The 26,501-nt window shown below is 71.0% G+C and carries 24 protein-coding genes, 1 tRNA gene and 2 pseudogenes; 16 read left to right on the top strand and 11 right to left on the bottom strand.

From position 1 onward, the window contains the following. Positions 1 to 51: 51 nt before the first annotated feature. From ACWCP0_RS29035 to ACWCP0_RS29025, 3 genes are read left to right on the top strand one after another with little or no spacing between them, the layout of a single operon-like run. Positions 52 to 816: an SDR family oxidoreductase gene (locus ACWCP0_RS29035; RefSeq protein ID WP_451081728.1), complete on the top strand. Its 765-nt coding sequence runs from the start codon at positions 52 to 54 to the stop codon at positions 814 to 816. Further along, the gene (locus ACWCP0_RS29030) at positions 813 to 2,474 is read left to right on the top strand and encodes a class I adenylate-forming enzyme family protein (protein WP_451081727.1); all 1,662 of its coding nucleotides are present in this window, start codon (positions 813 to 815) and stop codon (positions 2,472 to 2,474) included. Before ACWCP0_RS29035 ends, ACWCP0_RS29030 begins: the two co-directional genes overlap by 4 nt. 47 nt (positions 2,475 to 2,521) lie before the next feature. Beyond that, positions 2,522 to 3,115, top strand: coding sequence for a TetR/AcrR family transcriptional regulator (locus ACWCP0_RS29025; RefSeq protein WP_351223837.1), 594 nt, complete (start codon positions 2,522 to 2,524; stop codon positions 3,113 to 3,115). 66 nt (positions 3,116 to 3,181) lie between these two features. Here the strand turns inward: ACWCP0_RS29025 and ACWCP0_RS29020 are convergent, their stop codons facing one another. Together ACWCP0_RS29020 and ACWCP0_RS29015 are read right to left on the bottom strand one after the other, a co-directional pair. Next, on the bottom strand, positions 3,182 to 4,396 hold the full coding sequence (locus ACWCP0_RS29020; RefSeq protein ID WP_451081726.1) for an acyl-CoA dehydrogenase family protein: 1,215 nt from the start codon (positions 4,394 to 4,396) through the stop codon (positions 3,182 to 3,184). 8 nt (positions 4,397 to 4,404) lie between these two features. Next, positions 4,405 to 5,427 (bottom strand): phosphotransferase family protein, encoded by a 1,023-nt coding sequence (locus ACWCP0_RS29015; protein ID WP_451081725.1) that lies wholly within the window; start codon positions 5,425 to 5,427, stop codon positions 4,405 to 4,407. 131 nt (positions 5,428 to 5,558) lie between these two features. Between ACWCP0_RS29015 and ACWCP0_RS29010 the strand changes: the two genes are divergently transcribed. After that, a complete protein-coding gene (locus tag ACWCP0_RS29010) occupies positions 5,559 to 6,848 on the top strand; it encodes a glucarate dehydratase family protein (RefSeq protein ID WP_451081724.1) in 1,290 nt (429 codons plus the stop codon). 163 nt (positions 6,849 to 7,011) lie between these two features. On the opposite strand, the gene ACWCP0_RS29005 is transcribed toward ACWCP0_RS29010, so the two are convergent. Further along, complete coding sequence (locus ACWCP0_RS29005; protein ID WP_451081723.1) at positions 7,012 to 7,923, bottom strand: MBL fold metallo-hydrolase; 912 nt, start codon at positions 7,921 to 7,923, stop codon at positions 7,012 to 7,014. Positions 7,924 to 7,997: 74 nt separating this feature from the next. Next, positions 7,998 to 8,294, bottom strand: coding sequence for a hypothetical protein (locus ACWCP0_RS29000; RefSeq protein WP_451081722.1), 297 nt, complete (start codon positions 8,292 to 8,294; stop codon positions 7,998 to 8,000). A 173-nt stretch (positions 8,295 to 8,467) separates the two neighbouring features. Here ACWCP0_RS29000 and ACWCP0_RS28995 point away from each other — a divergent pair, with 173 nt between their 5' ends. Continuing rightward, positions 8,468 to 9,403: an NADP-dependent oxidoreductase gene (locus ACWCP0_RS28995; protein ID WP_451081721.1), complete on the top strand. Its 936-nt coding sequence runs from the start codon at positions 8,468 to 8,470 to the stop codon at positions 9,401 to 9,403. Between the two features lie 33 nt (positions 9,404 to 9,436). Here the strand turns inward: ACWCP0_RS28995 and ACWCP0_RS28990 are convergent, their stop codons facing one another. Both ACWCP0_RS28990 and ACWCP0_RS28985 read right to left on the bottom strand, forming a co-directional pair. Continuing rightward, the gene (locus ACWCP0_RS28990) at positions 9,437 to 9,757 is read right to left on the bottom strand and encodes a DUF202 domain-containing protein (protein WP_451081720.1); all 321 of its coding nucleotides are present in this window, start codon (positions 9,755 to 9,757) and stop codon (positions 9,437 to 9,439) included. Further along, positions 9,754 to 10,143 carry a YidH family protein gene (locus tag ACWCP0_RS28985; RefSeq protein WP_451081719.1) on the bottom strand — a complete coding sequence of 130 codons (390 nt, stop codon included), beginning with the start codon at positions 10,141 to 10,143 and terminating at the stop codon, positions 9,754 to 9,756. The genes ACWCP0_RS28990 and ACWCP0_RS28985 overlap by 4 nt, the downstream gene beginning before the upstream one ends. A gap of 51 nt (positions 10,144 to 10,194) precedes the next feature. Here ACWCP0_RS28985 and ACWCP0_RS28980 point away from each other — a divergent pair, with 51 nt between their 5' ends. Then, positions 10,195 to 10,935 carry a hypothetical protein gene (locus ACWCP0_RS28980; RefSeq protein ID WP_451081718.1) on the top strand — a complete coding sequence of 247 codons (741 nt, stop codon included), beginning with the start codon at positions 10,195 to 10,197 and terminating at the stop codon, positions 10,933 to 10,935. On the opposite strand, the gene ACWCP0_RS28975 is transcribed toward ACWCP0_RS28980, so the two are convergent. Continuing rightward, positions 10,905 to 11,462, bottom strand: coding sequence for an NUDIX hydrolase (locus ACWCP0_RS28975; protein WP_451081717.1), 558 nt, complete (start codon positions 11,460 to 11,462; stop codon positions 10,905 to 10,907). The genes ACWCP0_RS28980 and ACWCP0_RS28975 overlap by 31 nt on opposite strands. A gap of 144 nt (positions 11,463 to 11,606) precedes the next feature. On the opposite strand from ACWCP0_RS28975, the gene ACWCP0_RS28970 reads away from it, so the two are divergent. The 5 genes from ACWCP0_RS28970 (at position 11,607) to ACWCP0_RS28950 (ending at position 18,291) form a co-directional block, all read left to right on the top strand. Then, positions 11,607 to 13,262 (top strand): FAD-binding dehydrogenase, encoded by a 1,656-nt coding sequence (locus tag ACWCP0_RS28970; RefSeq protein WP_451081716.1) that lies wholly within the window; start codon positions 11,607 to 11,609, stop codon positions 13,260 to 13,262. Between the two features lie 1,038 nt (positions 13,263 to 14,300). Then, positions 14,301 to 15,260, top strand: a complete 960-nt coding sequence (locus ACWCP0_RS28965; RefSeq protein ID WP_451081715.1) for a hypothetical protein — start codon at positions 14,301 to 14,303, stop codon at positions 15,258 to 15,260. A 23-nt stretch (positions 15,261 to 15,283) separates the two neighbouring features. Then, positions 15,284 to 16,855: an APC family permease gene (locus tag ACWCP0_RS28960; RefSeq protein ID WP_451081714.1), complete on the top strand. Its 1,572-nt coding sequence runs from the start codon at positions 15,284 to 15,286 to the stop codon at positions 16,853 to 16,855. Positions 16,856 to 16,940: 85 nt separating this feature from the next. Continuing rightward, positions 16,941 to 17,684, top strand: a complete 744-nt coding sequence (locus ACWCP0_RS28955) for a molybdopterin-dependent oxidoreductase (protein ID WP_451081713.1) — start codon at positions 16,941 to 16,943, stop codon at positions 17,682 to 17,684. Continuing rightward, positions 17,626 to 18,291, top strand: coding sequence for a cytochrome b/b6 domain-containing protein (locus ACWCP0_RS28950; RefSeq protein ID WP_451081712.1), 666 nt, complete (start codon positions 17,626 to 17,628; stop codon positions 18,289 to 18,291). Before ACWCP0_RS28955 ends, ACWCP0_RS28950 begins: the two co-directional genes overlap by 59 nt. Before the next feature lie 3 nt (positions 18,292 to 18,294). On the opposite strand, the gene ACWCP0_RS28945 is transcribed toward ACWCP0_RS28950, so the two are convergent. Together ACWCP0_RS28945 and ACWCP0_RS28940 are read right to left on the bottom strand one after the other, a co-directional pair. Then, positions 18,295 to 19,692: a GntP family permease gene (locus ACWCP0_RS28945; RefSeq protein ID WP_451081711.1), complete on the bottom strand. Its 1,398-nt coding sequence runs from the start codon at positions 19,690 to 19,692 to the stop codon at positions 18,295 to 18,297. 9 nt (positions 19,693 to 19,701) lie between these two features. Beyond that, on the bottom strand, positions 19,702 to 20,211 hold the full coding sequence (locus ACWCP0_RS28940; RefSeq protein ID WP_451081710.1) for a gluconokinase: 510 nt from the start codon (positions 20,209 to 20,211) through the stop codon (positions 19,702 to 19,704). Between the two features lie 161 nt (positions 20,212 to 20,372). On the opposite strand from ACWCP0_RS28940, the gene ACWCP0_RS28935 reads away from it, so the two are divergent. The 3 genes and pseudogenes from ACWCP0_RS28935 to ACWCP0_RS28925 all read left to right on the top strand — a co-directional run bounded on the left by ACWCP0_RS28935 (position 20,373) and on the right by ACWCP0_RS28925 (position 23,381). Further along, the gene (locus tag ACWCP0_RS28935; protein ID WP_451081709.1) at positions 20,373 to 21,074 is read left to right on the top strand and encodes a FadR/GntR family transcriptional regulator; all 702 of its coding nucleotides are present in this window, start codon (positions 20,373 to 20,375) and stop codon (positions 21,072 to 21,074) included. A 41-nt stretch (positions 21,075 to 21,115) separates the two neighbouring features. After that, positions 21,116 to 22,147: pseudogene (locus ACWCP0_RS28930) on the top strand (amino acid permease); the annotation flags it as partial. A 119-nt stretch (positions 22,148 to 22,266) separates the two neighbouring features. Continuing rightward, positions 22,267 to 23,381 (top strand): annotated as a pseudogene (locus tag ACWCP0_RS28925) (S-(hydroxymethyl)mycothiol dehydrogenase). Position 23,382: 1 nt separating this feature from the next. Here ACWCP0_RS28925 and ACWCP0_RS28920 read toward each other — a convergent pair. Further along, positions 23,383 to 24,309, bottom strand: a complete 927-nt coding sequence (locus tag ACWCP0_RS28920) for a pseudouridine synthase (RefSeq protein WP_451081708.1) — start codon at positions 24,307 to 24,309, stop codon at positions 23,383 to 23,385. 79 nt (positions 24,310 to 24,388) lie between these two features. Next, positions 24,389 to 24,476: transfer RNA gene (locus tag ACWCP0_RS28915), tRNA-Leu, on the bottom strand. 207 nt (positions 24,477 to 24,683) lie between these two features. On the opposite strand from ACWCP0_RS28915, the gene ACWCP0_RS28910 reads away from it, so the two are divergent. Together ACWCP0_RS28910 and chpH are read left to right on the top strand one after the other, a co-directional pair. Continuing rightward, a complete protein-coding gene (locus tag ACWCP0_RS28910) occupies positions 24,684 to 26,009 on the top strand; it encodes a M20/M25/M40 family metallo-hydrolase (protein WP_451081707.1) in 1,326 nt (441 codons plus the stop codon). 176 nt (positions 26,010 to 26,185) lie between these two features. Then, entirely contained in the window at positions 26,186 to 26,419 is a 234-nt protein-coding gene (gene chpH / locus ACWCP0_RS28905) for a chaplin ChpH (protein ID WP_351223877.1), read from the top strand. Positions 26,420 to 26,501 lie beyond the last annotated feature (82 nt).

Raw genomic sequence — 26,501 nt, 5'->3', positions numbered from 1 at the left:
CGACTGGTTAGTCTGCCGTCTGGAGTGAGCCGCGACGGAGAGGCAGGTCCCATGAGTACGGTGCAGGGCGCGCATGTGGTGGTCACGGGAGCGGGCGGAGGCATCGGGGCCGCGCTGGCCCGCCGGTTCGTCGCGGAGGGCGCGCGGGTCGTCGTCAACGACCTCGACCCCGGCAGGACCAAGGCGATCGCCGACGAGATCGGCGCCACCCCCGTCCCCGGCGACGCCTCCGCCGTCGTGGCCGAGGCCCGCGAGGCGCTCGACGGCACCGTCGACATCTACTGCGCCAACGCCGGTCTCGCCTCGCCCGGCGACGCGTTCGCCGACGAGGACGTCTGGGCGGCCGCCTGGGACGTCAACCTCATGGCCCACGTCCGTGCCGTGCGCGCCCTGCTCCCCGACTGGCTGGAGCGCGGCAGCGGCCGCTTCGTCTCCACGGTCTCCGCTGCCGGACTGCTCACCATGATCGGCGCCGCGCCGTACAGCGTCACGAAGCACGGGGCCGTCGCCTTCGCCGAGTGGCTGTCGCTGACGTACCGTCACCGCGGCCTCAAGGTCCACGCCATCTGCCCGCAGGGCGTCCGTACGGACATGCTCACCGCCGCCGGATCGGCCGGCGAACTCGTGCTCGGCCCCACCGCCATCGAGCCCGAGGACGTCGCCGACGCCCTCTTCGAGGGCATGGAGGCCGACCGCTTCCTGATCCTGCCGCACCGCGAGGTCGCCGGGTACTACCAGGCCCGCGCCACCGACACCGGCCGCTGGCTCGACGGGATGAACCACATCCAGCAGAAGTGGGAAGGGGCGCGCCGGTGACCGGACCGCGGTCGATCTACGCCGCCAAGCCCTGGCTCGCCCAGCTCACGGACGTCCAGCGCGCGCCCGTGTCCCCGCCGGAGACCGTCGTCCACTCCTTCCGCGCCGCCGTCGAACGGGCCCCGGAGCACACCGCCCTCGCCTACTTCGACGGCCGTCTGAGCTACGCCGAGACCGACGCGCTCTCCGACTCCGTCGCCGGTCACCTCGCCGCCCGCGGTATCGAGCGCGGCGACCGTGTCGCGCTCATGCTCCAGAACACGCCGCACTTCGTGCTCGCGCTGCTCGGCGCCTGGAAGGCCGGGGCGACCGTCGTCCCGCTCAACCCCATGTACAAGTCCGCCGAGGTCGCCCATGTGCTCCAGGACGCGGACGTGGCGGGGCTGATCTGCTCGGACCGTGCCTGGGACGCGTATCTGCGCAAGACCGCGGCCGGCTCGCCCGTGCGGTTCGCCGTCACCGCCTGCGAGCTGGACCTGCAGACCCGCGACGACGAGCGCGTCCTCGGCTTCGAACGGCTGCCGAAGCCGGACGACACCGACGACCTCCTCACCGTCGCGCGTGCGGGCCTCCCGGCACCCGGAGATCCTGAACCCACCGCCTCGGACGTGGCGTTGATCAGCTACACCTCCGGCACCAGCGGCAGGCCCAAGGGCGCCATGAATCCGCACGGCGCCCTCACGTACAACGCCGAGCGCCAGCGCACCGGCCACCCCGTCCCGGAGGGCGCCTGCTACTTCGCGCTCGCGCCCCTCTTCCACATCACCGGCATGGTCTGCGAGCTCGCCGCCTGCATCGCCAACGCCGGCACGCTCGCCCTCGCCTACCGCTTCGACGCGGGCGTCGTCCTCGACGCCTTCGCCGAGCACCGGCCCGCCTACACCGTGGGCCCGTCCACCGCCTTCATGGCGCTGGCCGCCCACCCGGGGGTCACCCCCGGCCACTTCGCGTCCTTCCAGGTGATCTCCTCGGGCGGCGCGCCCGTCCCGCCCGCCCTCGTCGAGAAGTTCCGCGCCGGCTTCGGCCCGTACATCCGCAACGGCTACGGACTCACCGAGTGCACCGCCCCGTGCGCCTCCGTTCCGCCCGAGAAGGAGGCCCCGGTCGACCCGGCCTCCGGCACCCTCTCCGTCGGCCTCCCCGGCCCCGACACCGTCGTCCGCATCATCGACGACAACGGCGACGACGTGCCCTTCGGCGAGCAGGGCGAGATAGCCGTCCGCGGGCCGCAGCTCGCGCTGGGCTACTGGCAGCTGCCCGACGCCACCGCAGCCGGCTTCCCCGACGGGGAGCTGCGCACCGGCGACATCGGCTTCATGGACGCCGACGGCTGGCTGTACGTCGTCGACCGCAAGAAGGACATGATCAACGCTTCCGGCTTCAAGGTCTGGCCGCGCGAGGTGGAGGACGTCCTCTACACCCACCCGGCGGTCCGCGAGGCGGCCGTCGTCGGCGTCCCCGACGAGTACCGCGGCGAGACCGTGAAGGCGTACGTCAGCCTCCGTCCGGGCGCCTCCGTGGACGCCGATGAGCTGGCCGGGTACTGCAAGGAGCGGTTGGCCGCGTACAAGTACCCACGTCAGGTCGAGGTCCTGGAGGAGCTCCCCAAGACGACAAGTGGGAAGATCCTCAGGCGGGAACTGCGTTCCCGGGCATGACGCGACTGCTCCAAGAACACGATCCGAGAGAAAGGCGGGTGGCGGCAATGGCCAGGACGACGGACGGGAACGGCACTCCCGTCCCCCAGAGGCTGCTGGCCGCCGCCACCCGGCTCTTCGCCGAGCAGGGGTACGACCGCACGTCCGTCCAGGAGATCGTCGAGGCGGCGGGCGTCACCAAGGGCGCGCTGTACCACTACTTCGGCTCCAAGGAGGATCTCCTCCAAGAGGTCTACTCCCGTGTGCTGAGACTGCAGCAGGAGCGCCTCGACGCCTTCGCCGAGGCGGACGCCCCGGTCGAGGAGCGGCTGCGGGACGCGGCCGCCGACGTCGTCGTGACCACCATCGAGAACCTGGACGACGCCGCGATCTTCTTCCGGTCCATGCACCATCTCAGCCCCGAGAAGAACAAGCAGGTCCGTGCCGAGCGCAGGCGCTATCACGAGCGCTTCCGGGCGCTCATCGAGGAGGGTCAGCGCAGCGGGGTGTTCTCCGACGCCACCCCCGCGGACCTGGTCGTGGACTACCACTTCGGCTCGGTCCACCATCTGTCCACCTGGTACCGCCCGGACGGGCCGCTCACGCCGCAGCAGGTCGCCGATCACCTCGCCGACCTGCTGCTGCGCGCTCTGCGTCCTTAGGCCTGTCCTCCGGATCCTGCCGGATCCCCGATCCGGCCTGATCCGGAGGACAGACCCTGGCCCCGGCTACAGGTACTTCTTCAGCTCCTGCCGTGCCAGCGACCGCTGGTGCACCTCGTCGGGGCCGTCCGCCAGCTTCAGCGTCCGCGCCGCCGCCCACAGTTCGGCCAGCGGGAAGTCCTGGCTGACGCCGCCGGCGCCGTGCACCTGCACCGCCTTGTCGAGGATGTCCACGACCGCGCGCGGCGTGGCGATCTTGATGGCCTGGATCTCGGTGTGTGCGCCGCGGTTGCCGACCGTGTCCATCAGCCACGCGGTCTTCAGCACGAGCAGCCGCAGCTGCTCGACGGCGACCCGGGCGTCCGCGATCCAGGCCTGCACCACGCCCTGCTGGGCGATCGGCTTGCCGAAGGCGGTACGCGACACGGCCCGGCGGCACATCAGCTCGATGGCCCGCTCGGCCATGCCGATCAGCCGCATGCAGTGGTGGATCCGGCCCGGGCCGAGGCGCGCCTGGGCGATCGCGAATCCGCCGCCCTCCTCGCCGATCAGGTGCGACGCCGGTACGCGGACGTTGTCGAAGACGACCTCGGCGTGGCCGCCGTGCAGATGGTCCTCGAAGCCGTACACCTGCATCGCGCGGCGGACCTCGAGTCCGGGCGTGTCGCGCGGGACGAGGATCATCGACTGCTGACGGCGGATGTCCGGGCCGTCCGGGTCGGTCTTGCCCATGACGATGAAGATCCTGCAGTTCGGGTTCATCGCCCCGGAGATGTACCACTTGCGGCCGTTGATGACGTACTCGTCGCCGTCCCTCTCGATCCGCGTCTCGATATTGGTCGCGTCGGACGAGGCCACCTCGGGCTCGGTCATCGCGAAGGCGGAGCGGATCTCACCGGCCAGCAGCGGCTCCAGCCACTGCTTCTTCTGCTCGTCGGAACCGAAGAGGGCGAGCACCTCCATGTTGCCGGTGTCCGGCGCCGCGCAGTTCAGCGCGGTGGGCGCCAGATGCGGGGAGCGGCCGGTGATCTCGGCGAGCGGCGCGTACTGGAGATTGGTCAGCCCGGCCCCGTACTCCGCGTCGGGGAGGAAGAGGTTCCACAGGCCCTGCCTGCGGGCCTCGGCCTTGAGGTCCTCGATCACCGCCGGGGTGTCCCACGGGGATGCGAGCCGGGCGTGCTGGTCGTGGGCGACCGCCTCGGCCGGGTACACGTACTCGTCCATGAAGGCGAGGAGCCTGTCCCGCAGCTCCTCGGTGCGCGCGTCGAATCCGAAGTCCATGGGTGTGATCAGCCTTCCTGCAGGGTGGTGAGGCCGTGCTCGATGAAGACGGGGACGAGCTCGCCGATGCGGTCGAAGCCGGCGCCGACGGTCTGCCCGAGTGTGTAGCGGTAGTGGATGCCCTCCAGGATCACGGCGAGCTTGAACCAGGCGAACGCCGTGTACCAGGAGATGGCGGAGATGTCGCGGCCGGAGCGGGCGGCGTAGCGCTCGATCAGCTCCTCCGGTTCCGGGTGGCCGGCGGCCCCGGCCGTCGTGCTGACCGGGGAGTCGGGGACCTCCAGCTTCTGGCTGTACATCACGAGCAGCCCGAGGTCGGTGAGCGGGTCGCCGAGCGTGGACATCTCCCAGTCGAGGACCGCCTTGATCCGGTCGTCGTCGCCGATCAGGACGTTGTCGAGGCGGTAGTCGCCGTGGATGACGGCGGGTGCCGGTGACTCCGGCAGTGCGCGGCCGAGGGTCGCGTGCAGCTCGTCGATGCCCGCCAGCTCGCGGCCCCGGGAGGCCGCGAGCTGCTTGCCCCAGCGGCGCAGCTGCCGGTCGAGGAAGCCCTCGGGCCGGCCGAAGTCGCCCAGGCCCACGGACCCGGGGTCCACGGCATGCAGCTCGACGAGCGTGTCGACGAGGCCGAGGACGGCGTTGCGGGTGCGCTCGGGGCCGAGCGGGGCGAGTTGTTCGGCCGTGCGGTACGGGGTGCCCTCGACGAACTCCATCACGTAGAAGGGCGCGCCGAGCACCGACTCGTCCTCGCACAGCAGCAGCGGCTGCGGCACCGGGACGGCCGTCGGGTGCAGCGCTTCGATGACCCGGTGCTCGCGCTTCATGTCGTGGGCGGTGGCGAGGACATGCCCGAGCGGGGGCCTGCGGACCACCCAGTGGCCCGCGCCGTCGGTGACGGTGTACGTGAGGTTGGACCGGCCGCCCTGGATCAGCCGGGCGCTGAGCGGTCCGTTCACCAGGCCCGGCCGCTCGCGGTCGAGGAAGCCGCGCAGCTGCTCGGGCTCGAGGCCTGGCGGGTGGACTGAGCTCATCGGGGGCACCTCCTGGGCGGCTGACGAATCCCGACCATGATGACCGACCAGTCGGTATGTCGTCCAGAGCGTGACCCGAAAGCCTGCTCCGCACTCTGGCCGTGGGTTGTATCCCTGAATAGAGTTCACGTATGGATACCGCGCTGCTCATCGACACGGTCCGGCTCACCCCGATCCTCATGGCCGATCCGCCGTTGCTCAACACCCAGGGCGTCCACCAGCCGTACACCCCGCGTCTCATCGTCGAGGTCGTGACCCGTGGCGGCGTGACGGGCGTGGGCGAAACGTACGGCGACGGGAAGTACCTCGACCTCGCCCGCCCCCTCGCCGATGCGCTGCCCGGCCACTCGGTCACGGATCTGAACGGGCTCTTCGGCCTCGCGGAGACGGTGTGCGGCGATTCACGGGCCGCCGACGAGAGCGTCGACGCGGGCGGACTGCGCGGCGTCCAGACCGCCGACAAGCTCCGGCTCTCGGTCGTCTCCGGTTTCGAGGTCGCCTGCCTGGACGCCCTCGGCAAGACGCTCGGGCTGCCCGTGCACGCCCTGCTGGGCGGCAAGGTCCGCGACTCCGTCGAGTACAGCGCGTATCTCTTCTACCGCTGGGCCGCCCATCCGGCGGGCGGCGAGGCGGACGACTGGGGCGCCGCGCTCGACCCCGCGGGTGTCGTCGCCCAGGCCCGCCGCTTCGAGCGCGAGCACGGCTTCACGTCCTTCAAACTCAAGGGCGGCGTCTTCGAGCCCGACGCGGAGATCGCGGCGGTCCGCGCGCTCGCCGAGGCCTTCCCCGGCCGGCCGCTGCGCCTCGACCCCAACGGCGCCTGGTCGGTGGAGACGTCCCTGTACGTCGCCGAACAGCTCAAGGACGTCCTCGAGTACCTGGAGGACCCGGCGAGCGGCACCGACCGCATGGCCGAGGTCGCGGCGGGCACCGATGTGCCGCTGGCGACCAACATGTGCGTGACGACCTTCCCCGAGATCCCGGACGCCTTCGCACGTGGCGCCGTGCGGATCGTGCTCTCCGACCACCACTACTGGGGCGGACTGCGCAGGACGCGCGAACTGGCCGCGATCTGCCGGACGTACGGTGTCGGCCTCTCGATGCACTCCAACACGCATCTGGGGATCAGCCTTGCCGCGATGACGCATGTCGCGGCGACCGTCCCGGACCTGCACCATGCCTGCGACAGCCACTACCCCTGGCAGACGGAGGACGTCCTCACCGCCCGCCACACCTTCGAGCACGGACGCCTGACCGTCTCCGACGCGCCGGGCCTCGGCGTCGAGCTCGACCGGGAACGGCTGGCCGTGCTGCACCGGCGGTGGCTGGAGGACGACGGCACGATGCGCGAACGCGACGACGCGGCGGCGATGCGCCACGTGGACCCGTCGTGGCGCACCCCACCGGTCCCGCGCTGGTAGCGGGGGCGGGGCGGGGGTGGGGACGAGGCCGGCAGCCGGTCGGGGCGTTCGAGGACGGACACGCGGGTCCACCCGGCGGTATCGGCTGATGGGAGCCCGTCCGGCGTTCGAGGACGGAATCCGGGCCGCCCGGACGGTGCCGGACGAACCCGGGACGGGAGCCTCACGCGTGGCATGCCACGGGCACGCCCCCGTTCATCACCGTCATGTCCCCGAGGACCGTGACGAGGTCCAGCGGCGAGCCCTCGGGCTCCCCGTCCAGCTCGGCGTACGCGCGGTGCAGATTGGCCACGAGCCGCTCGCTCTCGGGCAGTTCGGCGAACTCCCCGAGATCGGCGCCCCTGGCCGTCTCCAGGGGCGTCAGCCCCTTGGCCCTGCCGGTCTCGGCGAGTTCGGCGACGTACCGCAGGTAGCGCTCGGTCGCGTCGTAGGCCGACGGGTCGCCGACCGGGCCGTGGCCCGGGACGACGGTTCCGGCGTCCAGCGAACGCAGCAGTTCCAGCGCCCGCAGCGAGCCGCTGAGCGAGCCCATCAGGAGGAAGGGCGTACCGCCGTTGAAGATCAGGTCGCCGGTGAACACGATCCCGTGCTCCGGCAGATGGACGATCGTGTCGCCGACCGTGTGCGCCACGCCCGGGTGGATCAGCCGGACCTCCGTCCCGCCCGCGCGGAGGGTGAGGCGCTCGCTGTACGTCATGTCCGGCGCGGTGATCGTGATGTCGCCGAAGTCGGTGTCCGGCCAGATGAGGTGGAGCTGGTGCCCGGCGGCGAGCACCTCCTGGCGGCAGGCCTCATGGCCGAGGACGGTCGCCTCCGGCGCGAACAGGGCGTTGCCGTAGGTGTGGTCCCCGTGGTGGTGCGTGTTGACCAGCGTCCGCGGCAGCGGGGCGCCGGTCGCGAGGAGCGCCTCGCGCAGCAGCCGGGCGCGCCGCTCGGTGGCGGCGGTGTCGACGAGGAGCGTGGACTCCCCGTCACTGACGAATCCGGCGTTGTTCAGGCACCAGCCGCCGTCGGGCTGCACATACGCGTGCACGGTCGGCGCGAGCTGAACGGTGTACGGATCGGTGGCAGACACCGTGGCTCCCCCAGGAGAGTGGTCGAACTGACGAGGTCAGACTGCCAGTGGACCGCCTCCTGGGGGAAGCGCGGTCAGTGGTCGTCCCAGTGCCCGTCGTGGGCGGCGTGGCGGTGGCCGTCGTGGACGTAGTCGACGTGGTCCCCGTGGCGCACCGCGGTGTGCCCGCAGCCGTTGCCGTGCTGGTGGGTGTGCTCGCCGTGGGTGACATGCCCGCCCGGCTCGCACTCGTCCCAGTGCCCTTGGTGCGAGCGGTGCAGATGACCGTCGTGCGCGTAGTCGATGTGGTCGCCGTGCACGATCTCGGTGTGCCCGCAGGCCGGTCCGTGGGTGTGCTCGTGGGTGGAGTGCTCCTGGTGGAGAACGGTCATGACGCTCACCTTCGGGGTGTTCGGCGTGTTTTCCGACCTCGCTCAGGCTAGTCCGAAATAGCCGTTTCCTCACGGTTTCGGTGGCGTGCCGCGGTAAAGGTCTTCCCTCAGGCGTCCCCCCGGAGCGGCCCGTCCGGCTTGCGCGAGCCCCGGGCGCGCCGGAGGGTCGGAGCATGAAGGCGATCAGCTACCGCCGCTACGGCGGTCCCGAGGTCCTGGAGTACGGCGAACTCCCGGAGCCGAAGGTCGGCCCCGACCATGTCCTGGTCAAGGTGCGGGCAGCGGCCGTCAACCCGGTCGACTGGAAGTCCCGCGAGGGCCTCCTGGACGGGCTCGTCGACACCGTCTTCCCGGTGGTCCCCGGCTGGGACGTCTCCGGGGTCGTCGTCCAGCCCGGGCTGGCGGTGCCCGAGTTCGCCGTCGGGGACGAGGTCATGGGCTATGCCCGCGAGGACTTCCTCTGCCGCGGCACCTTCGCCGAGTACGTCGCGGCCCCGGTCCGCGCGCTCGCCCGCAAGCCCCGCAACCTGAGCTTCGAGGAGGCCGCCGGGCTGCCGCTGGCCGGACTCACGGCGTACCAGGTGCTCACACAGGCACTGGGCGTCGGGCAGGGCGACACGATCCTCGTGCACGCCGCGGCCGGCGGTGTCGGGTCCATGGCCGTACAGCTCGCCCACCACTTCGGCGCCCGCGTGATCGGCACCGCCAGTGAACCGTCGCACGAACATCTGCGCGACCTCGGCGTGGAGCCGGTGACGTACGGCGAGGGGCTCGTCGAGCGGGTACGGGCCCTGGCGCCCGACGGAGTCCAGGCGGTCTTCGACATGATCGGCGGCGACACGCTCGCGCTCTCCCCGGAGCTGCTTGCGCCGGGCGGCCGGCTCGCCTCCATCGCCGACCCGGCGGTGACCACGCTCGGCGGGCGCTACGTCTTCGTACGACCCAACACCGCGGACCTCTACCGGCTGAGCGAGCTCGCCGAGGAGGAGGTCATCGAGGTCCGTGTGGCCCGCAGCTTCCCGCTCGAGAAGACCGCGGACGCACAGCGGCTCAGCCAGGAGGGCCACACCCACGGAAAGATCGTCGTCACCGTCGACTGGGAGAGCTGACCAGCCCCCGGGCCCCGTGTCTCACGTCGGGCGTCACCACACGATCGCGACGCCGAACGCGGCGAGCGCGAGCGTGCACAGGGTGGCGCCGACGGCCTGCCCGGCCGGCATCGCGCCCGGCGGCCGTCCCGTGCTCATCGCCCCGATGCGCCAGTGGGCCACGAGCAGGAACCCCAGCCATACGAGCACGCTGAGCGCCAGGGCGACCAGGTCGTCCGAGGTGACGTCCTCGCGGTGCACGACCTGCCGTGCCGCCAGCACGGCGACCACCGTGAACGACAGCGTCGTACGCCGCCACGCCAGCCGGGTCCGTTCCGGCTGCAGCCCCGGATCCCGTGCCTCCGCCCGGCTCACCCTCGCCCCCGGGCCACGACCACCACCATGGCGACCGACACGGCCCCCACGACCAGCGCCAGCACCGTCGGGAAGCGCGACACGGGCAGATCCTCACCGTGCCGCATCGCCCGCTCGCACCGCACCCAGTGATTGACGGCCCGCAGCGCACAGAGCACGCCCGCCCCGATCAGCGCGAGCGACAGCCCCACGCGGACACCCCAGCGCAGGTCGGGCAGGAACTGGTCGACGGCGAAGCCGCCGCCGATGAGTGCGAGCGCGGTACGGATCCAGGCGAGGAAGGTGCGTTCGTTGGCGAGCGAGAAGCGATAGTCGGGGGTCTCGCCCTCGTCCCGGATCCGCCGCGGTGCGAACCAGAGCCGCAGGGTCTGCACGAAGTCGCTCACGCGTCGCACCCTACCGGCGGCGTTGTCGGTGCCGGTGGACAGCGTCCCGGCATGATCGATGAGGTGCGTGTCCCCGAATACCTGGAAGAGGCCGAGCTGACCGCGGGAGAGGAGCTCGCCACCGACCCGGCGTTCTGGCTCGCCCATCTGTGGATATCGGCGGCCGAGGTCGAAGAGGTGACGGACGCCGGGGACTTCGAGGAGATGCTGGACAGGCTCAGCGACGCGGACGCGCCCTGGCCGGTGCTGCGCGTGCCCTTCGGGCGCGGGCACACGGCCATGGTGGTGTTCCGCACCTTCGAGGACGAGGGCGGTGGTGTGGACTACTTCATCCACCACCCGGAGTGGGGGCGACTCGGCCACCTCGGCCAGTACGACGAGGAGCCCGCGGGCCCCGGGCTGTCCTGGTCCGAGCTGACCGCCATCGCCGCGGCGGACGCGGACGGCGGGGCCGGACTCACCGACCCGGCACAGCGACTGCTGCTCCTGCTTCCGATACTCGGCGACGCCGACATCCCCGACGAGGCCGTCGAGGTCGTCGAGCGGGCGCTCGTGTCCTGCGGCATACCGGCGGCGACCGCGCCGCAGCTGGCCGAGGTGCTGCGGAAGCACCACCTGGCGGACGGCCCGCGCTGGGTCCGCACGGACGCGAGCCCGATCGCCGTGTGCACGGGCGGCTTCAGCCCTCGTACGATCCCGCTCGCTCAGGGCATCACCGACGCCCAGGCCCGGACGCTCTCCGACGTCCTCGCCGGGCGGACTCAGTCGGTCGGGGCAGCGGACGCCCGGTAGGCGCGCAGCCTCTCGTACGCCTCGAGGCCGTCCGGCACCCACTCCCACTCGCCGAGACGCGCCTCCAGCTCCGCCTCCGGCACGAAGGCGTGCCAGGCGACCTCCTCGGCCTGCGGGTCCACCGGCAGTTCGCAGCGGACCTCGTACACGGCCGACCACCAGGTCTGCCAGATCTGCTCCGGATCGGATGCGGGGGCCTCGTACAGGAACGCGAAGAGCGGGACCGGCCGGGGGAGTCCCCAGACGCCCAGTTCCTCCTCGGCCTCGCGCAGGGCCGCGTCGTCGTACGACTCGCCCGCGCCCACGACTCCGCCGACCCACATGTCGTACAGGGAGGGGAAGACGAGCTTGGTCGCCGTCCTGCGATGGACGAAGATCCGGCCGTCGGCGTCGCGGGCCTGGACGAACACGCAGCGATGGCGCAGGCCTCGCGCGTAGGCCTCACCGCGCGGGGCCTGCCCGATGACCTCGTCGTTCTCGTCGACGATGTCGAGGATTTCGTCGGCGGGACTCGAATCGGCACTCATACCGCCATGAAATCACCGGCCCAGGACGTCCTTCACCGTCGGCCCGCCGTTCCGTCCGTCCCGAACGGTTGACGGGTTACTGCCGCGTACCGAAGATCGAAGCCACCGAAGCACCGGCCCGCCGCTCCGAGAGGGACACCACCCATGGTCTACGACGCTGATGTCATCGTGATCGGAGCGGGGCTCGCCGGGCTCGTGGCCACCGCCGAACTCGTCGACGCGGGCCGCCGCGTCATCCTGCTCGACCAGGAGCCCGAGCAGTCCATCGGCGGGCAGGCCCACTGGTCGTTCGGCGGCCTCTTCTTCGTCGACTCGCCCGAGCAGCGCCGTATGCGCATCAAGGACAGTCGCGAACTGGCGCTCCAGGACTGGCTCGGCACGGCCGGCTTCGACCGCGACGAGGACCACTGGCCGCGCCGCTGGGCCGAGGCGTACGTCGACTTCGCGGCCGGTGAGAAGCGGTCCTGGCTGCACGCGCAGGGCGTCCGCTTCTTCCCCGTCGTCGGCTGGGCCGAGCGCGGCGGGTACGACGCGAACGGGCATGGCAACTCGGTGCCGCGCTTCCACATCACCTGGGGGACAGGGCCGGGCATCGTCGCGCCGTTCGAACGGCGCGTCAGGGAGGGTGTCGCGCGCGGCCTCGTCGAACTGCGCTTCCGGCACCGGGTGACCGGACTCGGCCGTACCGGCGGAACCGTGGACACCGTGACCGGTGAGGTCCTGGAGCCGTCCTCGGTGGAGCGCGGCAGGGCGAGCAGCCGTGAGGTCGCCGGGACCTTCGAACTCCGCGCCCAGGCGGTGATCGTCACCTCCGGCGGCATCGGCGGGAACCACGATCTCGTACGCGCCCAGTGGCCGGAGCGGCTCGGCACGCCGCCCGAGAAGATGCTCTCCGGCGTCCCGGCGCATGTCGACGGACTGATGCTCGGCATCGCGGAGTCGGCAGGCGGGCACCACATCAACCGCGACCGCATGTGGCACTACACCGAGGGCATCGAGAACTGGAACCCCATCTGGGCCCGGCACGGTATCCGGATCCTGCCCGGACCGTCCTCGCTCTGGCTCGACGCACGCGGACGCCGGCTGCCCGTGCCGCTCTTCCCCGGCTTCGACACGCTCGGGACGCTGGAGCACATCATGGCGTCGGGGTACGACTACACCTGGTTCGTCCTCGACCAGCGCATCATCGGCAAGGAGTTCGCGCTGTCCGGCTCCGAGCAGAACCCCGACCTGACGGGCAAGTCGGTGCGCGACGTCATCGGGCGCGCGCGGGCCGACGTGCCGGGCCCGGTCAAGGCGTTCATGGACAACGGCGTGGACTTCGTCGTCGAGAAGGACCTCGGCGCGCTGGTGCGCGGCATGAACGCGCTCACCAAGGAGCCGCTCATCGACGAGGACGCGCTGCGCCGCGAAATCACCGCGCGCGACCGGGAGATCGCCAACCCCTTCACCAAGGACCTTCAGGTCACGGCGATCCGCGGCGCCCGCAAGTACCTCGGCGACAAGCTCATCCGCACGGCCTCCCCGCACCGCATCCTGGACCCCAAGGCCGGGCCCCTCATCGCCGTGCGCCTCAACATCCTGACCCGCAAGTCCCTCGGCGGCCTGGAGACCGACCTCTCCTCGCGCGTCCTCACGGCGGACGGCGAGCCGCTGCCGGGCGTGTACGCGGCGGGCGAGGCGGCGGGCTTCGGCGGGGGCGGCGTTCATGGCTACCGCTCCCTCGAAGGCACCTTCCTCGGCGGCTGCATCTTCTCGGGCCGAGCCGCGGGCCGCGCGGCCGCCAACGCGGTGGCGTAGCGCCCCCGGGTCCTCGCCCCGGCCCCGGGGCGCCAACGGGGGCTTGCCCCCTGCACCACCCTTCCTGAACCCGCTGGGAGCGCCCGGTGCCGTCCCGGGGGGCTCGGGGGTCTGTCCTCAAGCGTCGGACGGGCTTGTGTGTGCCCTGATACCGCCGGGTGGGCCGGAGGGGCTTGATGTGTGCGGTGCCGTCCGGGGCTCGACGGTTCGATGGGATCGTGTGCCGTCCCGGGGGGCTCGGGGGTCTGTCCTCAAGCGTCGGACGAGCTTGTGTGTGCCCCGATACCGCCGGGTGGGCCGGAGGGGCTTGATGTGTGCGGTGCCGTCCGGGGCTCGACGGTTCGATGGGATCGTGTGCCGTTCGCGGGGGGCCGGGGTGGCCGTCCTCAAGCGTCGGACGGGCCTGTGTGTGCGCCGATACCGCCGGGTGGGCCGGACGGGCTTGATGTGTGCGGTGCCGTCCGGGGCCCGACGGTTCGATGGGATCGTGTGCCGTTCGGGGGGCTCGGGGTCTGTCGTCAAGCGTCGGACGGGCTTGGGTGCCCTGATACCACCCGGTGGGCCGGGGTGTGCGTCCTCAGGTGTCGGGCGGGTTGGATGTGCCCGGTGTCGCAGGTGGGGCTCGGGTGTCCGTCCTCGAGTGCCAGACGGGCCGAAGGAGCAGCCCCACGCCCCAGCCCCACGCCCGCCAGGGCGTAGGGGGCGGGGTCCTGGCGGAGCCGCGGGAACTCAGCCCCGCCGGAGTCCGAGGCGCGAGGGTCCGAGGGCGGAGTCTCCGCGATCGGGTCCGGGGCGGAGCCCTGGTTCGGGAAGGGGCGGGGAGGGGACAAAGCCCGACGAAGGGCGCCCCCTCCGCGCCCCCTCCGCACCCCCGGGCGCCACCCGGACCGCTCAGGCCACCAGCCGCCCCAGCCAGGGGACTTGACCCCGCAAGACCGCTCTTGACTCGGAGCCTTCCGGACCGCTTTGCTGTGCGCGATCACTCGCTCACATCCCGCGCTCACACGCTCACATCGCAGCAGTAAGGAAGCCCCGCGGATGCCCCCACCTCCGCCCCCGCTCGGCCGAGGCCGACGTCGCGCCGCACGCTCCGGGCAGGCTTTCGACTCGGCGCTCGACGACGCCGAACTCATCACCGTACGCGCGAAGTTGGCGCAGGGGAGATGGACCGCGGCACGGTCGATGCTCGCCGCGACGGCGGACGACTGGGACCGCCGCGGACACCGGCTCGTCGTGCTCGGCGAAGCCCCGTCGACCGCCGCCTGGGCGCGCGACTGGCTGCTCGCCGAGCCCGGCAGCCCGGACGCCACCGCGCTCCTCGCCTGTGCGTCCGTCCATGCGGCACTGCGCGGCAAGGAGCGCCCGGATGACGCCCGTTCGGCATGCCGGGCCGCCGCGGACCTCGCCCCCGAGGACCCGACTCCGTGGCTCGCCCTGCTGCTCCTCGCCCGCACCCTGGGCACCGAGGAGGAGGTCGCCCGCCTCTTCGACGAGGTGCGCTTCCGGCACCCCGAGCACCACCACGCCCACCATCTGATGGCCGCCAGACTCGCCGAACGCCACCCCGGCGCCGGCCAGGACCCGCTCCACGAGGTGTACGACTTCGCCGCCTGGGCCGCCGAACAGGCCCCGGCGGACTCGCCGCTCGCCGTCCTGCCCGTCGTCGCGCACGCGGAGCGCTACCGGGTGCTGGCCGCCACCGGGATCGAGCCCGCCGACCTGCTCGCCTCCGGTCACTGGAGCGGCCGCCGTGCCCGGCAGGTCATGAAGACCGCCTTCGACTGGTGGCTGGAATGGGAGCGTGAGGACCACCCCCGCAATCGCGTGGACCTCAACTTCCTCGCCCACGCGAAGCACTGCGAGGGCAGGTCCGCGGAGGCCGCCGCGCTGTTCCACCGCATCGGCCCGCACGCCGCACCGGCCCCCTGGTCCTATCCGGACCGGGACCCGTACGACGCGTTCCATGCCGCGCGCAACGCCGCGCTCGGCACCGTCTGATCCGAGAGAGGACACACCCCGCCATGTCGCCGGGCAGTTCGAGTACGCGCGCCACCAGAACCGCTGTCACCGACAGCGAGATCAGCACCTACAAGGGACTGGAACGCGCCCTGTGCGCCGATCGCCTGGGCACCGCAGGCCTGCTCCTGTCCGTGCTCGCCGCCAGCGCGCCGCTGATGGTCGTCGCCGGAGTCATGCCCACCGTGTTCGGTGTGATGGGCATCGTCGGCCAGCCCCTGCTGTACGTCATCCTCGGCGTCGTCCTGATGCTGTTCAGCGTCGGCTACGCGGAGATGAGCCGTCACGTCCACAACGCCGGCGCCTTCTACGCGTACATAGCCCGCGGCCTCGGCTCCACCGCGGGCGCCGGGGCCTCGTTCGTCGCCCTCGTCGCGTACAGCGCGATGCAGGTCGGCATCTACGGCATTCTCGGCTTCGAGATCTCGGGCCTGTTCGCCACCTATCTGGAGATCACCGTCGCCTGGTGGGTGCCCGCCCTCGCCGCGGCCGCGCTCGTCGCCGCACTGGGCTGGCTGAAGATCGACCTCAACGCCAAGGTGCTCGGGGTCCTCCTCGTCGTCGAGTGCGCGCTCGTCGTCATCTTCGACGTCGCCGCCATCGCCGAGCCGGGCTCCGAGGGCGTCACCCTGGGAGCCTTCAACCCGGAGACCCTCACCGGCGCGGGCCTCGGCACCGCTCTCTGCTTCTGCATCGCCGCGTTCGTCGGCTTCGAGCAGTCCCCGGTGTATGCGGAGGAGACCAGCCGCCCCCACGTCGTCGTCTCGCGGGTGATGTTCCTCGCCGTCGGGTATGCGGCGCTGTTCCTCGCGTTCAGCGCCTGGGCGCTCACCGTCGCCACCGGACCGGGCGCCATCACCGGCCAGTCGGCCGAGCAGGGGCCCGGGCTGCTCTTCTCGCTCACCGAGGCCAGGCTCGGCAACACCTTCACGGACGTCCTGCACGTCCTCTTCGTCACCGGCATGTTCGCGGCGCTGCTGAGCTTCCACAACGTCGTCGCCCGCTACGCCTTCGCCATGGGCCGCGAAGGGCTGCTGCCGGCCGGCTTCGGCCGTACGAAGAAGTCCAGCGGCGCCCCCGCCACCGGCTCCGTGCTCCAGTCCGCGATCTCCGTGCTCGTGATCGCGGCCTTCGCGATCACCGACGACATGCCTGCGGGCGACCCCACCACCCCGGTGCTGCGGCTGTTCGCCTGGATGGGCAACGTGGGCGCGCTCGGCGTCATCCTGCTGATGGCCGCCGCCTCCTTCGCGGTGATCGCCTTCTTCGTCCGCCGCGGCGCGGCCGGGGCGCAGGCCTGGCGGCTGATCGCTTCCGCCCTCGCCGGCCTCGCGCTCATCGCGATCGCCGTCTACACGGTCAAGGACTTCGACCTCCTGATCGGCGCAGGACCCGGCTCCGCGCTCAACTGGATCCTGCCGGCCGTCATCGGCGTCACGCTGGTCGGCGGGCTGGTGTACGGCGCGGTGCTCAAGTCCACGCGGCCCGAGGTGCACGCGCGCATCGGCCTGGGCAACGAGGCGTTCCAGCTGGATCGCGCCGCCGAATCCGAGGAGCCGGCCGGCACGCGCGGGTGACGGAAGTCCGACAGAAGTCCGACGGAAGTCCGACGAACACCCGTGGCCACTGGAATCCGGCGGCCGCGGGTGTTCGAATCGTCATGTGAAGGACCCGACTCCCACCCCGCCCCGGGACCCGGACCCGGAGGGCACGCCCGTCGGTCGACGCGTCGTGCTCTCCGTGCTCGGCCTCGGCGCCGCCGGAGTGGCCACCGCCCCGTACCTCCAGCGCGGCTTCGAGGCCTTCCTCGGCTCGGTCGCCGACAAGGACCCCACCAAGCTCACCGGGCTGCTCCCCAACGGCGGCGGCTTCCGCTACTACTCGGTCGCCGCGTCCGTACCGCACAAGAACGCCACGAACTACCGCCTCACCGTCGGCGGACTGGTCGAGCGACCCGCGTCGTACACCCTGGACGCCCTGCGCGGGCTCCCGCAGACCCGCATCGTGCGGGACGTCCAGTGCGTCACCGGCTGGCGCGTCCCCGACACCCCGTTCGAGGGTGTGAAACTGTCCGTCCTGCTGGACGCGGCGGGGATACGGCCGGAGGCCCGGGCCATCCGCTTCACCTGCTTCGACGGGACGTACAGCGAGAGCCTCACCCTCGACCAGGCGCGCCGCTCGGACGTCCTGGTCTGCCTGCGCATGCAGGACGAGCCGCTCGGCCACGCGCACGGCGGCCCGGTGCGCCTCTACGTCGCGCCCATGTACTTCTACAAGTCCGCGAAGTGGCTCTCCGGAATCTCCCTGACCTCCGAAGTGCAGCCCGGGTACTGGGAGGAGCGAGGCTATGACGTCGACGCCTGGGTCGGCAGGTCGAACGGCCGCGACGACGCCCCCACCGTCTGAACCGCCCGTGCGGGTACGGAGGTTCAGCCGGGCCGAGCGCTGGGTGCACCGCACCACGGCAGCCCTGATGCTGCTGTGCGTCGCGACCGCCGCCGCCCTGTACGTACCCGAACTGGCCGAACTCGTCGGCCGCCGCCACCTCGTGGTCACCGTGCACGAGTGGTCGGGGCTGCTGCTGCCCGTGCCGTTCCTGCTGGGTCTGGCCTCGCGCGCCTTCCGGGCGGATCTGCGGCGCCTCAACCGCTTCGGGCCGCACGACCGGCAGTGGCTGCGGGCCGTACGCCGCCGGGACCACAGCCCCGGGGCGCGCCCGGCCGGGAAGTTCAACGCCGGGCAGAAGCTCTACGCCGCCTGGATCGCGGGTGCGGTGCTGGTGATGCTCGGCACCGGGCTGCTGATGTGGTTCACGCATCTCGCCCCGCTGGTGTGGCGCACGAGCGCGACCTTTGTGCACGACTGGCTGGCGCTCACCATCGGCCTCGTGCTCTTCGGCCATGTCGGAATGGCGCTCGCCGACCCGGAGGCACGCCGTGGCATGCGCACCGGGTCGGTCGAGCGCCCGTGGGTCCGGCGGGAACACCCGCTGTGGGACCCGGATGACGACTGACCGCTACAACACCAGGGACAGCAGCAGGACGAAGACGATGCCGACCACCGAGATGATGGTCTCCATCACCGACCAGGTCTTGATCGTCTGACCGACGTTCATCCCGAAGTACTCCTTCACCAGCCAGAACCCCGCGTCGTTGACGTGGCTGAAGAAGAGCGAACCGGCACCGATCGCCAGCACCAGCAGGGCGGCCTCGGCCGTGCCCATGTCGGCGGCGAGCGGGGCGACCAGACCTGCGGCGGAGATCGTCGCCACGGTCGCGGAGCCGGTGGCCAGCCGGATCGCCACCGCGATCAGCCAGGCGAGCAGGAGCGTCGGGATGGCCCAGTTCTTGGAGAAGTCCAGGATCATCTGGCCGACACCGATGTCGATCAGCGTCGTCTTGAAGCCGCCGCCCGCACCGACGATGAGCAGTACGCCCGCGATCGGGGCGAGGGACTTCTCCACGGTCGTGGCGATCCGGCCCTTGGTGAAGCCCGCGGCGCGGCCCAGCGTGAACATGCCGACGATCACGGCGGCGAGCAGGGCGATCAGCGGCGAGCCGATGACGTCGGTGACGCGCTGGACGGGGTTCTCGGGGTTGTCGACGATGATCTCGACGAGGGCGTTGGCCATCATGAGGACGACCGGCAGCAGCACGGTGGAGACGGTGGCGGCGAAGCTCGGCCGCTTGTCCGGGTCCTCGGAGGACCGCTGGGGGATCATGCCGTCCGGCGCCGGGATGTCGACCCAGCGGGCGGCGTACTTCGCGAACAGCGGACCCGCGATGATCACCGTGGGTATGGCGACGACCAGGCCGAGCGCCAGGGTGACGCCGAGGTTCGCGCCGATGGCGTCGATCGCGACGAGCGGGCCGGGGTGCGGCGGGATGAGGCCGTGCATCACGGACAGGCCCGCGAGGGCCGGGATGCCGATCCGCATCAGCGAGTAGTTGCCCCGCTTGGCGACCATCAGCACCACGGGGATCAGCAGGACGATGCCGACCTCGAAGAAGAGCGGCAGGCCGATGATCGACGCGATGAGCACCATCGCCCAGGGCATGGACCGCCCGCTCGCCTTCGCGAGGATCGTGTCCACGATCTGGTCCGCGCCGCCGGAGTCGGCGAGCAGCTTGCCGAGGATCGCGCCGAGCGCGATGAGTACGCCGACGCCCGCGACGGTGGTGCCGAGTCCCTTCGTGAAGGACTCGATGGTCTTGTCGAGCGGGGCTCCGGCGAAGGCACCCAGCGCCAGCGAGCCGATCGTCAGGGACAGAAAGGCGTGGAGCTTGAACTTCGTGATGAGTACGACGATGACGGCGATGCCCGCGAGGACCGCGATGCCGAGCTGTGCGTTGCCTGCCGAGGTGATCGGTTCGGTGGCGTCCGCTGCCAGCATCTCGACGCTGAGACTGGTCACGCTGATTCCTTAGTTCTCGAGCCGGCGCAGTGCGGCGACGGCACGCTCGGTGATTTCTTCGGGGGAGCCGGAGACGTCGACGGGAACGCCCGGCTCGTCCTCCTGAAGCGGCTGCAGGGTGGCGAACTGGGAGTCGAGCAGCGTGGTGGGCATGAAGTGCCCCTTGCGCTCGGCCATCCGCTGTTCGATCAGTGCACGGTTGCCGGTCAGGTGGAGGAAGACGGCGTCCGGGGCGGCCGCCCGAAGCCGGTCGCGGTACTTCCGCTTGAGCGCGGAGCTGGAGACCACACCGCCGAGCCCTGCCCGGCCGTGCGCCCACTGCCCGATCGCGTCGAGCCACGGCTCACGGTCCACGTCGTCCAGCGGGACACCGGCGGTCATCTTGGCGATGTTGTCCGCGGGATGGAAGTCGTCGCCCTCGGCGTACGGGACGCCCAGTGCGTCCGCGAGCAGGGGGCCGATCGTTGTCTTGCCGGTCCCTGCCACGCCCATCACGACAACCACGTGGGGAGTGCTCATTGGTGCCTCGCTGTCCTCATCGACATCGGTCCGACGCCTTCGGCATCGGTGCGACGTCGAGCCGTCGCGCTACTGAAACGCATTAGGTACGACGTATTCAAGAGGGTGAGACATAAACGTCATACTTTTAGTTCCCGAACCGTGCCCCGTACTCTTGCTCCATGAGCACAGAGGGCCACGGGCTGCACACACACGTCCTCGACAGCCTCGGCCTGGCGATCACCGCGGGCGAGTACGCGCCTGGCAGCGTGCTCCGCACCGATGAGGTGGCCCAGCGCTTCGACGTCTCGCGCACCGTCGTGCGCGAGGTGGTCCGCGTCCTGGAGTCGATGCATCTCGTCGAGTCCCGCCGCCGCGTGGGCGTGACCGTGCGCCCGACCCCGGAGTGGAACGTCTACGACCCGCGCGTCATCCGCTGGCGACTGGCCGGCGCCGACCGCCCCCGGCAGCTGCGCTCCCTGACCGTGCTGCGCTCCGCGATCGAGCCCGTGGCCGCCTCGCTCGCCGCCCGCAACGCGACGCCCGAGCAGTGCGCCGGCCTCACCGAGTGCGCCCTCGGCATGGTCGCCACCTCCCGCGGCCATCAGCTGGAGGGCTATCTGAAGCACGACATCGCCTTCCACCGGATCGTGCTCAACGCTTCCGGCAACGAGATGTTCGCCCGGCTCGGCGATGTCGTCGCCGAGGTCCTCACCGGTCGTACGCACCACGAGGTGATGTTCGAGGACCCCGACCCGGCCGCCGTCACCCTCCATGTGCAGGTCGCCGAAGCCGTTCGCGAAGGCGACGCCGACCGGGCCGAGCAACTGACGAGGGAGATCGCCGTCGGCGCCCTCCAGGAGCTCGACGTCCTCGCGCCCTGAGGGCGGTCTGCGCGCACTCTGAGTAATCTTGCGGGCGCGTCAGCGACATCCCGCCGTGGGTGCTCGCCCTCATCGCGCTCGCCGTGGTCCTCACCGCCAACCTCATCTCGGTGAAGTACTTCGGTGAGATGGAGTTCTGGTTCGCGATCATCAAGGTCGCCGCGCTGGTGATCTTCATGCTCGTCGGCATCTTCCTCGTCGTCACCCAGCACGAGGTCGGCGGCCACACCCCGGGCCTGTCCACGATCACCGACAACGGCGGCATCTTCCCCCTGGGCGTGATGCCGGTGCTCCTGCTGATCCAGGGTGTCGTCTTCGCCTACGCGTCCGTCGAGCTGTGCGGTGTCGCCGCAGGTGAGACCGAGAACCCCGAGAAGATCATGCCGAAGGCGATCAACTCGATCATGTGGCGCGTCGGCCTCTTCTACGTCGGCTCCGTGGTGCTGCTCGCCCTGCTGCTGCCGTACACCGCCTACTCCGGCGACCAGAGCCCCTTCGTCACCCTCTTCGACAAGCTCGGCATCCCGGGTGCGGCCGGCGTCATGAACCTGGTCGTGCTCACGGCCGCCCTCTCCCGCCTGAACTCCGGCCTGTACTCCACCGGCCGCATCCTGCGCTCGATGTCGATGTCCGGCTCCGCGCCCAGGTTCACCGGCGTGACGAACAAGGGCGGCGTGCCCTACGGCGGCATCCTGCTCACCGCGGGCTTCGGTGTCGTCGGCGTGTTCCTGAACCACGTCATGCCTGGCGACGCCTTCGAGCTGGTGCTGAACTTCGCCTCCATCGGCATCATCGGCACCTGGGGCATGATCATGGTCTGCTCGCTGCTGTTCTGGCACCGTTCCCGGGACGGCCGCGTCACCCGGCCGGGCTACCGGCTGCCCTGGGCTCCGTACACCCAGATCGTCACGCTGGTCTTCCTCGCCTCCGTCCTGGTCCTGATGTGGATGGACGACGGCATCAGCCGCACCACCGTGAACGTCCTGCCGCTGATCGCTCTCGCGCTGGTCGGTGGCTGGTACCTGGTCCGCAAGCGGGTCTGGACGATCGCCCCGGAGCGCCAGGACGCCTGACGCCCACGCCGTGGTACGGCGAGGCCCCCGCCGGACACGTCCGGCGGGGGCCTCGCCCATTGCGTCCGGTCGCGGCATCGTGGTGCCGTACACCTGTCCCGAGGAAGGGAAACACTGCGATGGCGCAGCAGGTCCAGGGGTCGTCGCCCCCGGCAGGAACGAGCCCGTCCAGGTCGTGGAGATCACCGTCCCCGATCCCGGACCCGGCGAGGCCGTGGTCGAGATCCAGGCGTGCGGGGTCTGCCACACCGATCTCCACTACAAGCAGGGCGGAATCAACGACGACTTCCCCTTCCTCCTGGGCCACGAGGCGGCGGGTGTCGTGGAGGCGACCGGCCCCGATGTCACCGATGTCGCCCCCGGCGACTTCGTCGTCCTCAACTGGAGAGCGGTCTGCGGCCGCTGCCGGGCCTGTCTGCGCGGCAGGCCGTGGTACTGCTTCGACACCCACAACGCCCGTCGGAAGATGACGACGAGTGGGGGTACCTCCCTGGCCGGAGGCTCAGGGGGAGGCACGGAACTCTCCCCGGCCCTCGGTATCGGCGCCTTCGCCGAGAAGACCCTGGTCGCCTCGGGCCAGTGCACCAAGGTCGACCCGTCCGTCTCCCCGGCCGTGGCGGGCCTGCTGGGCTGCGGGGTCATGGCGGGCATCGGCGCCGCCCTCAACACCGGCAACGTCGGCCGAGGCGACACCGTCGCCGTCATCGGTTGCGGCGGAGTCGGCGACGCGGCGATCGTCGGCTCCCGGCTCGCCGGAGCCGCCCGGGTCATCGCCGTCGACATCGACGACCGCAAGCTGGAGACCGCGCGCACCATGGGCGCCACGCACACCGTGAACTCCCGCACCACCGACCCCGTCGAGGCGATCCGCGACCTCACCGGCGGCTTCGGCGCGGACGTGGTCATCGAGGCCGTCGGCCGCCCCGAGACGTACAAGCAGGCCTTCTACGCCCGCGACCTGGCCGGCACCGTCGTGCTCGTCGGCGTCCCGACGCCCGAGATGAAGCTCGAGCTCCCGCTCCTCGACGTCTTCGGTCGCGGCGGAGCGCTGAAATCGTCCTGGTACGGCGACTGTCTGCCGTCCCGCGACTTCCCCATGCTCATCGACCTCCACCAGCAGGGCCGCATCGATCTGGGCGCCTTCGTCACCGAGACCATCGGCCTCGGCGATATCGAGAAGGCCTTCGCCCGCATGCACGAGGGCGACGTCCTGCGCTCGGTGGTGGTGTTCTGAGTCACCACGAGGAGAGCTGTAGGCGGCTCTCGAAGCGGCACTCCCTGCCGGTGAGCGGATCGGTGAACTCCAGAACCCGCGCGAGCAGTTGCAGCGGCCGCTCGTAGTCCGCCGGCTCGTCCTCGCGTACCACGGGGTACACCGGATCGTCGAGGATCGGCAGCCCGAGGCCGTTCATGTGCACCCGCAGCTGATGGGTACGGCCGGTGGCCGGCAGCAGCCGGTACCGGCCGAGCCTGTCCCTGTGCTCCAGCAGCTCGATCCGGCTCTCGCTGTTCGGCTCACCCGGCACCTCGCGGGCCGCGAGCACACCGCGCTCCTTCTCGATCCGGCTGCGTACCGTCACGGGGAGCGAGACGTCCGGGTCGTACGGGGCCACCGCCTCGTACTCCTTGCGCACCCGCCGGTCCCGGAACAGCGTCTGGTACGCGCCCCGGTCCTGCGGCCGTACGACGAACAGGGCGAGCCCGGCGGTCAGCCGGTCGAGCCGGTGCGCGGGCTGCAGCTCCGGAAGTCCCAGCTCACGGCGGAGCCGGGCCAGCGCGGTCTCGGTGATGTGCCTGCCGCGCGGCGTCGTGGCGAGGAAGTGCGGCTTGTCGGCGACGACCAGACGCTCGTCCCGGTGCACGATCCCGACCTCGAACGGCACACGCTCCTCGGCCGCGAAGTCCCGGTGGAACCAGAGGCACCGCCCCGGTGCGTACGGTTCGTTCGCAGCCACGGGCCCGTCCGTCCCGACGAACCGGCCCTCCCCGACCATCGCCTCCACCCGCTCCACCCCGACCGCCGTGCCGAACCGGTCGACGAGGTGGTCCCGTACGGTGTGCCAGGCCCCGTCCGGATCGGCGGGCAGCCGTACGCGTACGGGATCGATGCCGTCACGCTGCGGCAGCGGCGCCACGGGGGCAGCCCGTCGTCTGCGACCCATCGCTCCCGCACCTCCCGCACACATCGCACCGGCACCAGCCCACAATGCAAAAAACCCCAGCTCAGCTGGGGTTCTCTGGTGGTGTCCGAGGGGGGACTTGAACCCCCACGCCCGATAAAGGGCACTAGCACCTCAAGCTAGCGCGTCTGCCATTCCGCCACCCGGACCAGGTGTCTGTCTTCCGGCCCTGGGCCGTTCCGACGTGGAAAACCATAGCAAACATTCGGAGGTGCTCGATCACTCCCCCGGCCCGGCCGCGGTGCGACGGGTGTGACGGTGACGGGCATGTGCCGGGCGGCGGGCGCCCTTGGGAAGCGGGCAGGGCGCGGGGGAGGATGTGGGGGACCACCAGAGCGCCAGTGGGAGGAAACAGCGTGAGCCAGTCGGACACCGGCCGGACGATCTCCGGCGAGGACGAGGTCGTCGATCTGTGCCGTGATCTGATCAGGATCGACACCAGCAACTACGGCGATCACTCGGGACCTGGGGAGCGGGCGGCCGCGGAGTACGTGGCGGAGAAGCTCGCCGAGGTCGGCCTGGAGCCGAAGATCATCGAGTCCCACAAGGGCCGGGCCTCCACCGTGGCGCGGATCGAGGGCGAGGACCCCTCCCGGCCCGCGCTGCTCATCCACGGCCACACCGACGTCGTTCCGGCCAACGCCGGCGACTGGACCCACCACCCGTTCTCCGGGGAGATCGCCGACGGCTGCGTCTGGGGCCGGGGCGCGGTGGACATGAAGGACATGGACGCGATGACCCTCGCGGTCGTACGGGACCGGCTCCGCAGCGGCCGCAAGCCCCCGCGCGACGTCGTCCTGGCCTTCCTCGCGGACGAGGAGGCGGGCGGCACGTACGGGGCCCGGTATCTCGTCGACAAGCACCCGGACCTCTTCGAGGGCGTCACGGAAGCGATCGGCGAGGTGGGCGGCTTCTCCTTCACCGTGAACGAGAATCTCCGGCTCTACCTCGTCGAGACGGCCCAGAAGGGCATGCACTGGATGCGCCTCACGGTCGAGGGCACCGCGGGGCACGGCTCGATGACCAACAACGACAACGCGATCACCGAGCTGTGCGAGGCGGTCGGCCGACTGGGACGGCACACCTGGCCGGTGCGGGTCACCAAGACCGTACGGTCCTTCCTGGACGAGCTGTCGGACGCGCTCGGCACCCCGCTCGACCCGGAGGACATGGAGGCGACCCTCGCCAAGCTCGGCGGCATCGCCAAGATGGTCGGGGCCACGCTGCGGAACTCGGCCGCCCCGACGATGCTCGGCGCGGGCTACAAGGTGAACGTGATTCCGGGCCAGGCCACCGCCCATGTCGACGGCCGCTTCCTGCCGGGGTACGAGCAGGAGTTCCTGGCCGATCTCGACCGGATCCTCGGCCCTCGGGTGAAGCGCGAGGACGTGCACGCGGACAAGGCGCTGGAGACGAGCTTCGACGGCGGTCTCGTGGACGCGATGCAGTCGGCGCTGCGGGCCGAGGACCCGATCGCACGGGCCGTCCCGTACATGCTCTCCGGCGGCACCGACGCCAAGTCCTTCGACGATCTCGGCATCCGCTGCTTCGGCTTCGCGCCGTTGCAGCTGCCGCCGGAGCTGGACTTCGCCGGAATGTTCCACGGGGTCGACGAGCGGGTGCCGGTGGACGGACTGACGTTCGGCGTGCGGGTGCTGGACCGTTTCCTCGATGCGAGCTGAATCCGCGGCCGGACGAACCGCTCGATCTGCTGAAACGAAACTCCAAGTAATCGTCCACGCGTGCGCATTCGACTGAAAAGAGTGAATGGGACCATACGCTAGTAGCTCCATTACTCCCTCCTCGTTACAGGGTGTGCGGTCCGCGGCTGGGGCCGCATTGCCTACTAGGAGGAATAATGATCAAGAAGGTCGTCGCTGCTGCGGCTGCCACCGGTGGTCTGGTTCTCGCGGGTGCGGGGATGGCCGTCGCCGACTCGGGTGCCCAGGGTGCCGCCGTGCACTCCCCCGGTGTGCTCTCGGGCAACGTCATCCAGGCGCCCGTCCACATTCCGGTGAATGTCTGCGGCAACACGGTCTCCGTGATCGGCCTGCTGAACCCCGCCTTCGGCAACTACTGCCAGAACGCGTGACGTTGTGCCTCAACCCATGAGGGGCTGAGTCCGGCGGCCCCGGAGTGCGCGCCATGCACTCCGGGGCCGCTGACATTCCGCT

The sequence above is a fragment of the Streptomyces sp. NPDC001970 genome, from assembly GCF_053594115.1.
Note: the sequence above shows the minus strand (reverse complement) of the source record. Positions and strands in the feature narration are given on the sequence as shown.

Excerpts from the sequence above, each read along its gene's own strand:
- ACWCP0_RS28960 (WP_451081714.1), top strand. The coding sequence starts at position 15,284 with ATGTCGCCGGGCAGTTCGAGTACGCGCGCCACCAGAACCGCTGTCACC.
- ACWCP0_RS28950 (WP_451081712.1), top strand. The coding sequence starts at position 17,626 with ATGACGTCGACGCCTGGGTCGGCAGGTCGAACGGCCGCGACGACGCCC.
- ACWCP0_RS28970 (WP_451081716.1), top strand. The coding sequence starts at position 11,607 with ATGGTCTACGACGCTGATGTCATCGTGATCGGAGCGGGGCTCGCCGGG.
- chpH (WP_351223877.1), top strand. The coding sequence starts at position 26,186 with ATGATCAAGAAGGTCGTCGCTGCTGCGGCTGCCACCGGTGGTCTGGTT.
- ACWCP0_RS29015 (WP_451081725.1), bottom strand. The coding sequence starts at position 5,427 with ATGAGCTCAGTCCACCCGCCAGGCCTCGAGCCCGAGCAGCTGCGCGGC.
- ACWCP0_RS28940 (WP_451081710.1), bottom strand. The coding sequence starts at position 20,211 with ATGAGCACTCCCCACGTGGTTGTCGTGATGGGCGTGGCAGGGACCGGC.
- ACWCP0_RS29020 (WP_451081726.1), bottom strand. The coding sequence starts at position 4,396 with ATGGACTTCGGATTCGACGCGCGCACCGAGGAGCTGCGGGACAGGCTC.
- ACWCP0_RS28995 (WP_451081721.1), top strand. The coding sequence starts at position 8,468 with ATGAAGGCGATCAGCTACCGCCGCTACGGCGGTCCCGAGGTCCTGGAG.
- ACWCP0_RS29025 (WP_351223837.1), top strand. The coding sequence starts at position 2,522 with ATGGCCAGGACGACGGACGGGAACGGCACTCCCGTCCCCCAGAGGCTG.
- ACWCP0_RS28980 (WP_451081718.1), top strand. The coding sequence starts at position 10,195 with ATGATCGATGAGGTGCGTGTCCCCGAATACCTGGAAGAGGCCGAGCTG.
- ACWCP0_RS29000 (WP_451081722.1), bottom strand. The coding sequence starts at position 8,294 with ATGACCGTTCTCCACCAGGAGCACTCCACCCACGAGCACACCCACGGA.
- ACWCP0_RS28920 (WP_451081708.1), bottom strand. The coding sequence starts at position 24,309 with ATGGGTCGCAGACGACGGGCTGCCCCCGTGGCGCCGCTGCCGCAGCGT.
- ACWCP0_RS28965 (WP_451081715.1), top strand. The coding sequence starts at position 14,301 with ATGCCCCCACCTCCGCCCCCGCTCGGCCGAGGCCGACGTCGCGCCGCA.
- ACWCP0_RS29010 (WP_451081724.1), top strand. The coding sequence starts at position 5,559 with ATGGATACCGCGCTGCTCATCGACACGGTCCGGCTCACCCCGATCCTC.
- ACWCP0_RS28935 (WP_451081709.1), top strand. The coding sequence starts at position 20,373 with ATGAGCACAGAGGGCCACGGGCTGCACACACACGTCCTCGACAGCCTC.
- ACWCP0_RS28975 (WP_451081717.1), bottom strand. The coding sequence starts at position 11,462 with ATGAGTGCCGATTCGAGTCCCGCCGACGAAATCCTCGACATCGTCGAC.
- ACWCP0_RS29035 (WP_451081728.1), top strand. The coding sequence starts at position 52 with ATGAGTACGGTGCAGGGCGCGCATGTGGTGGTCACGGGAGCGGGCGGA.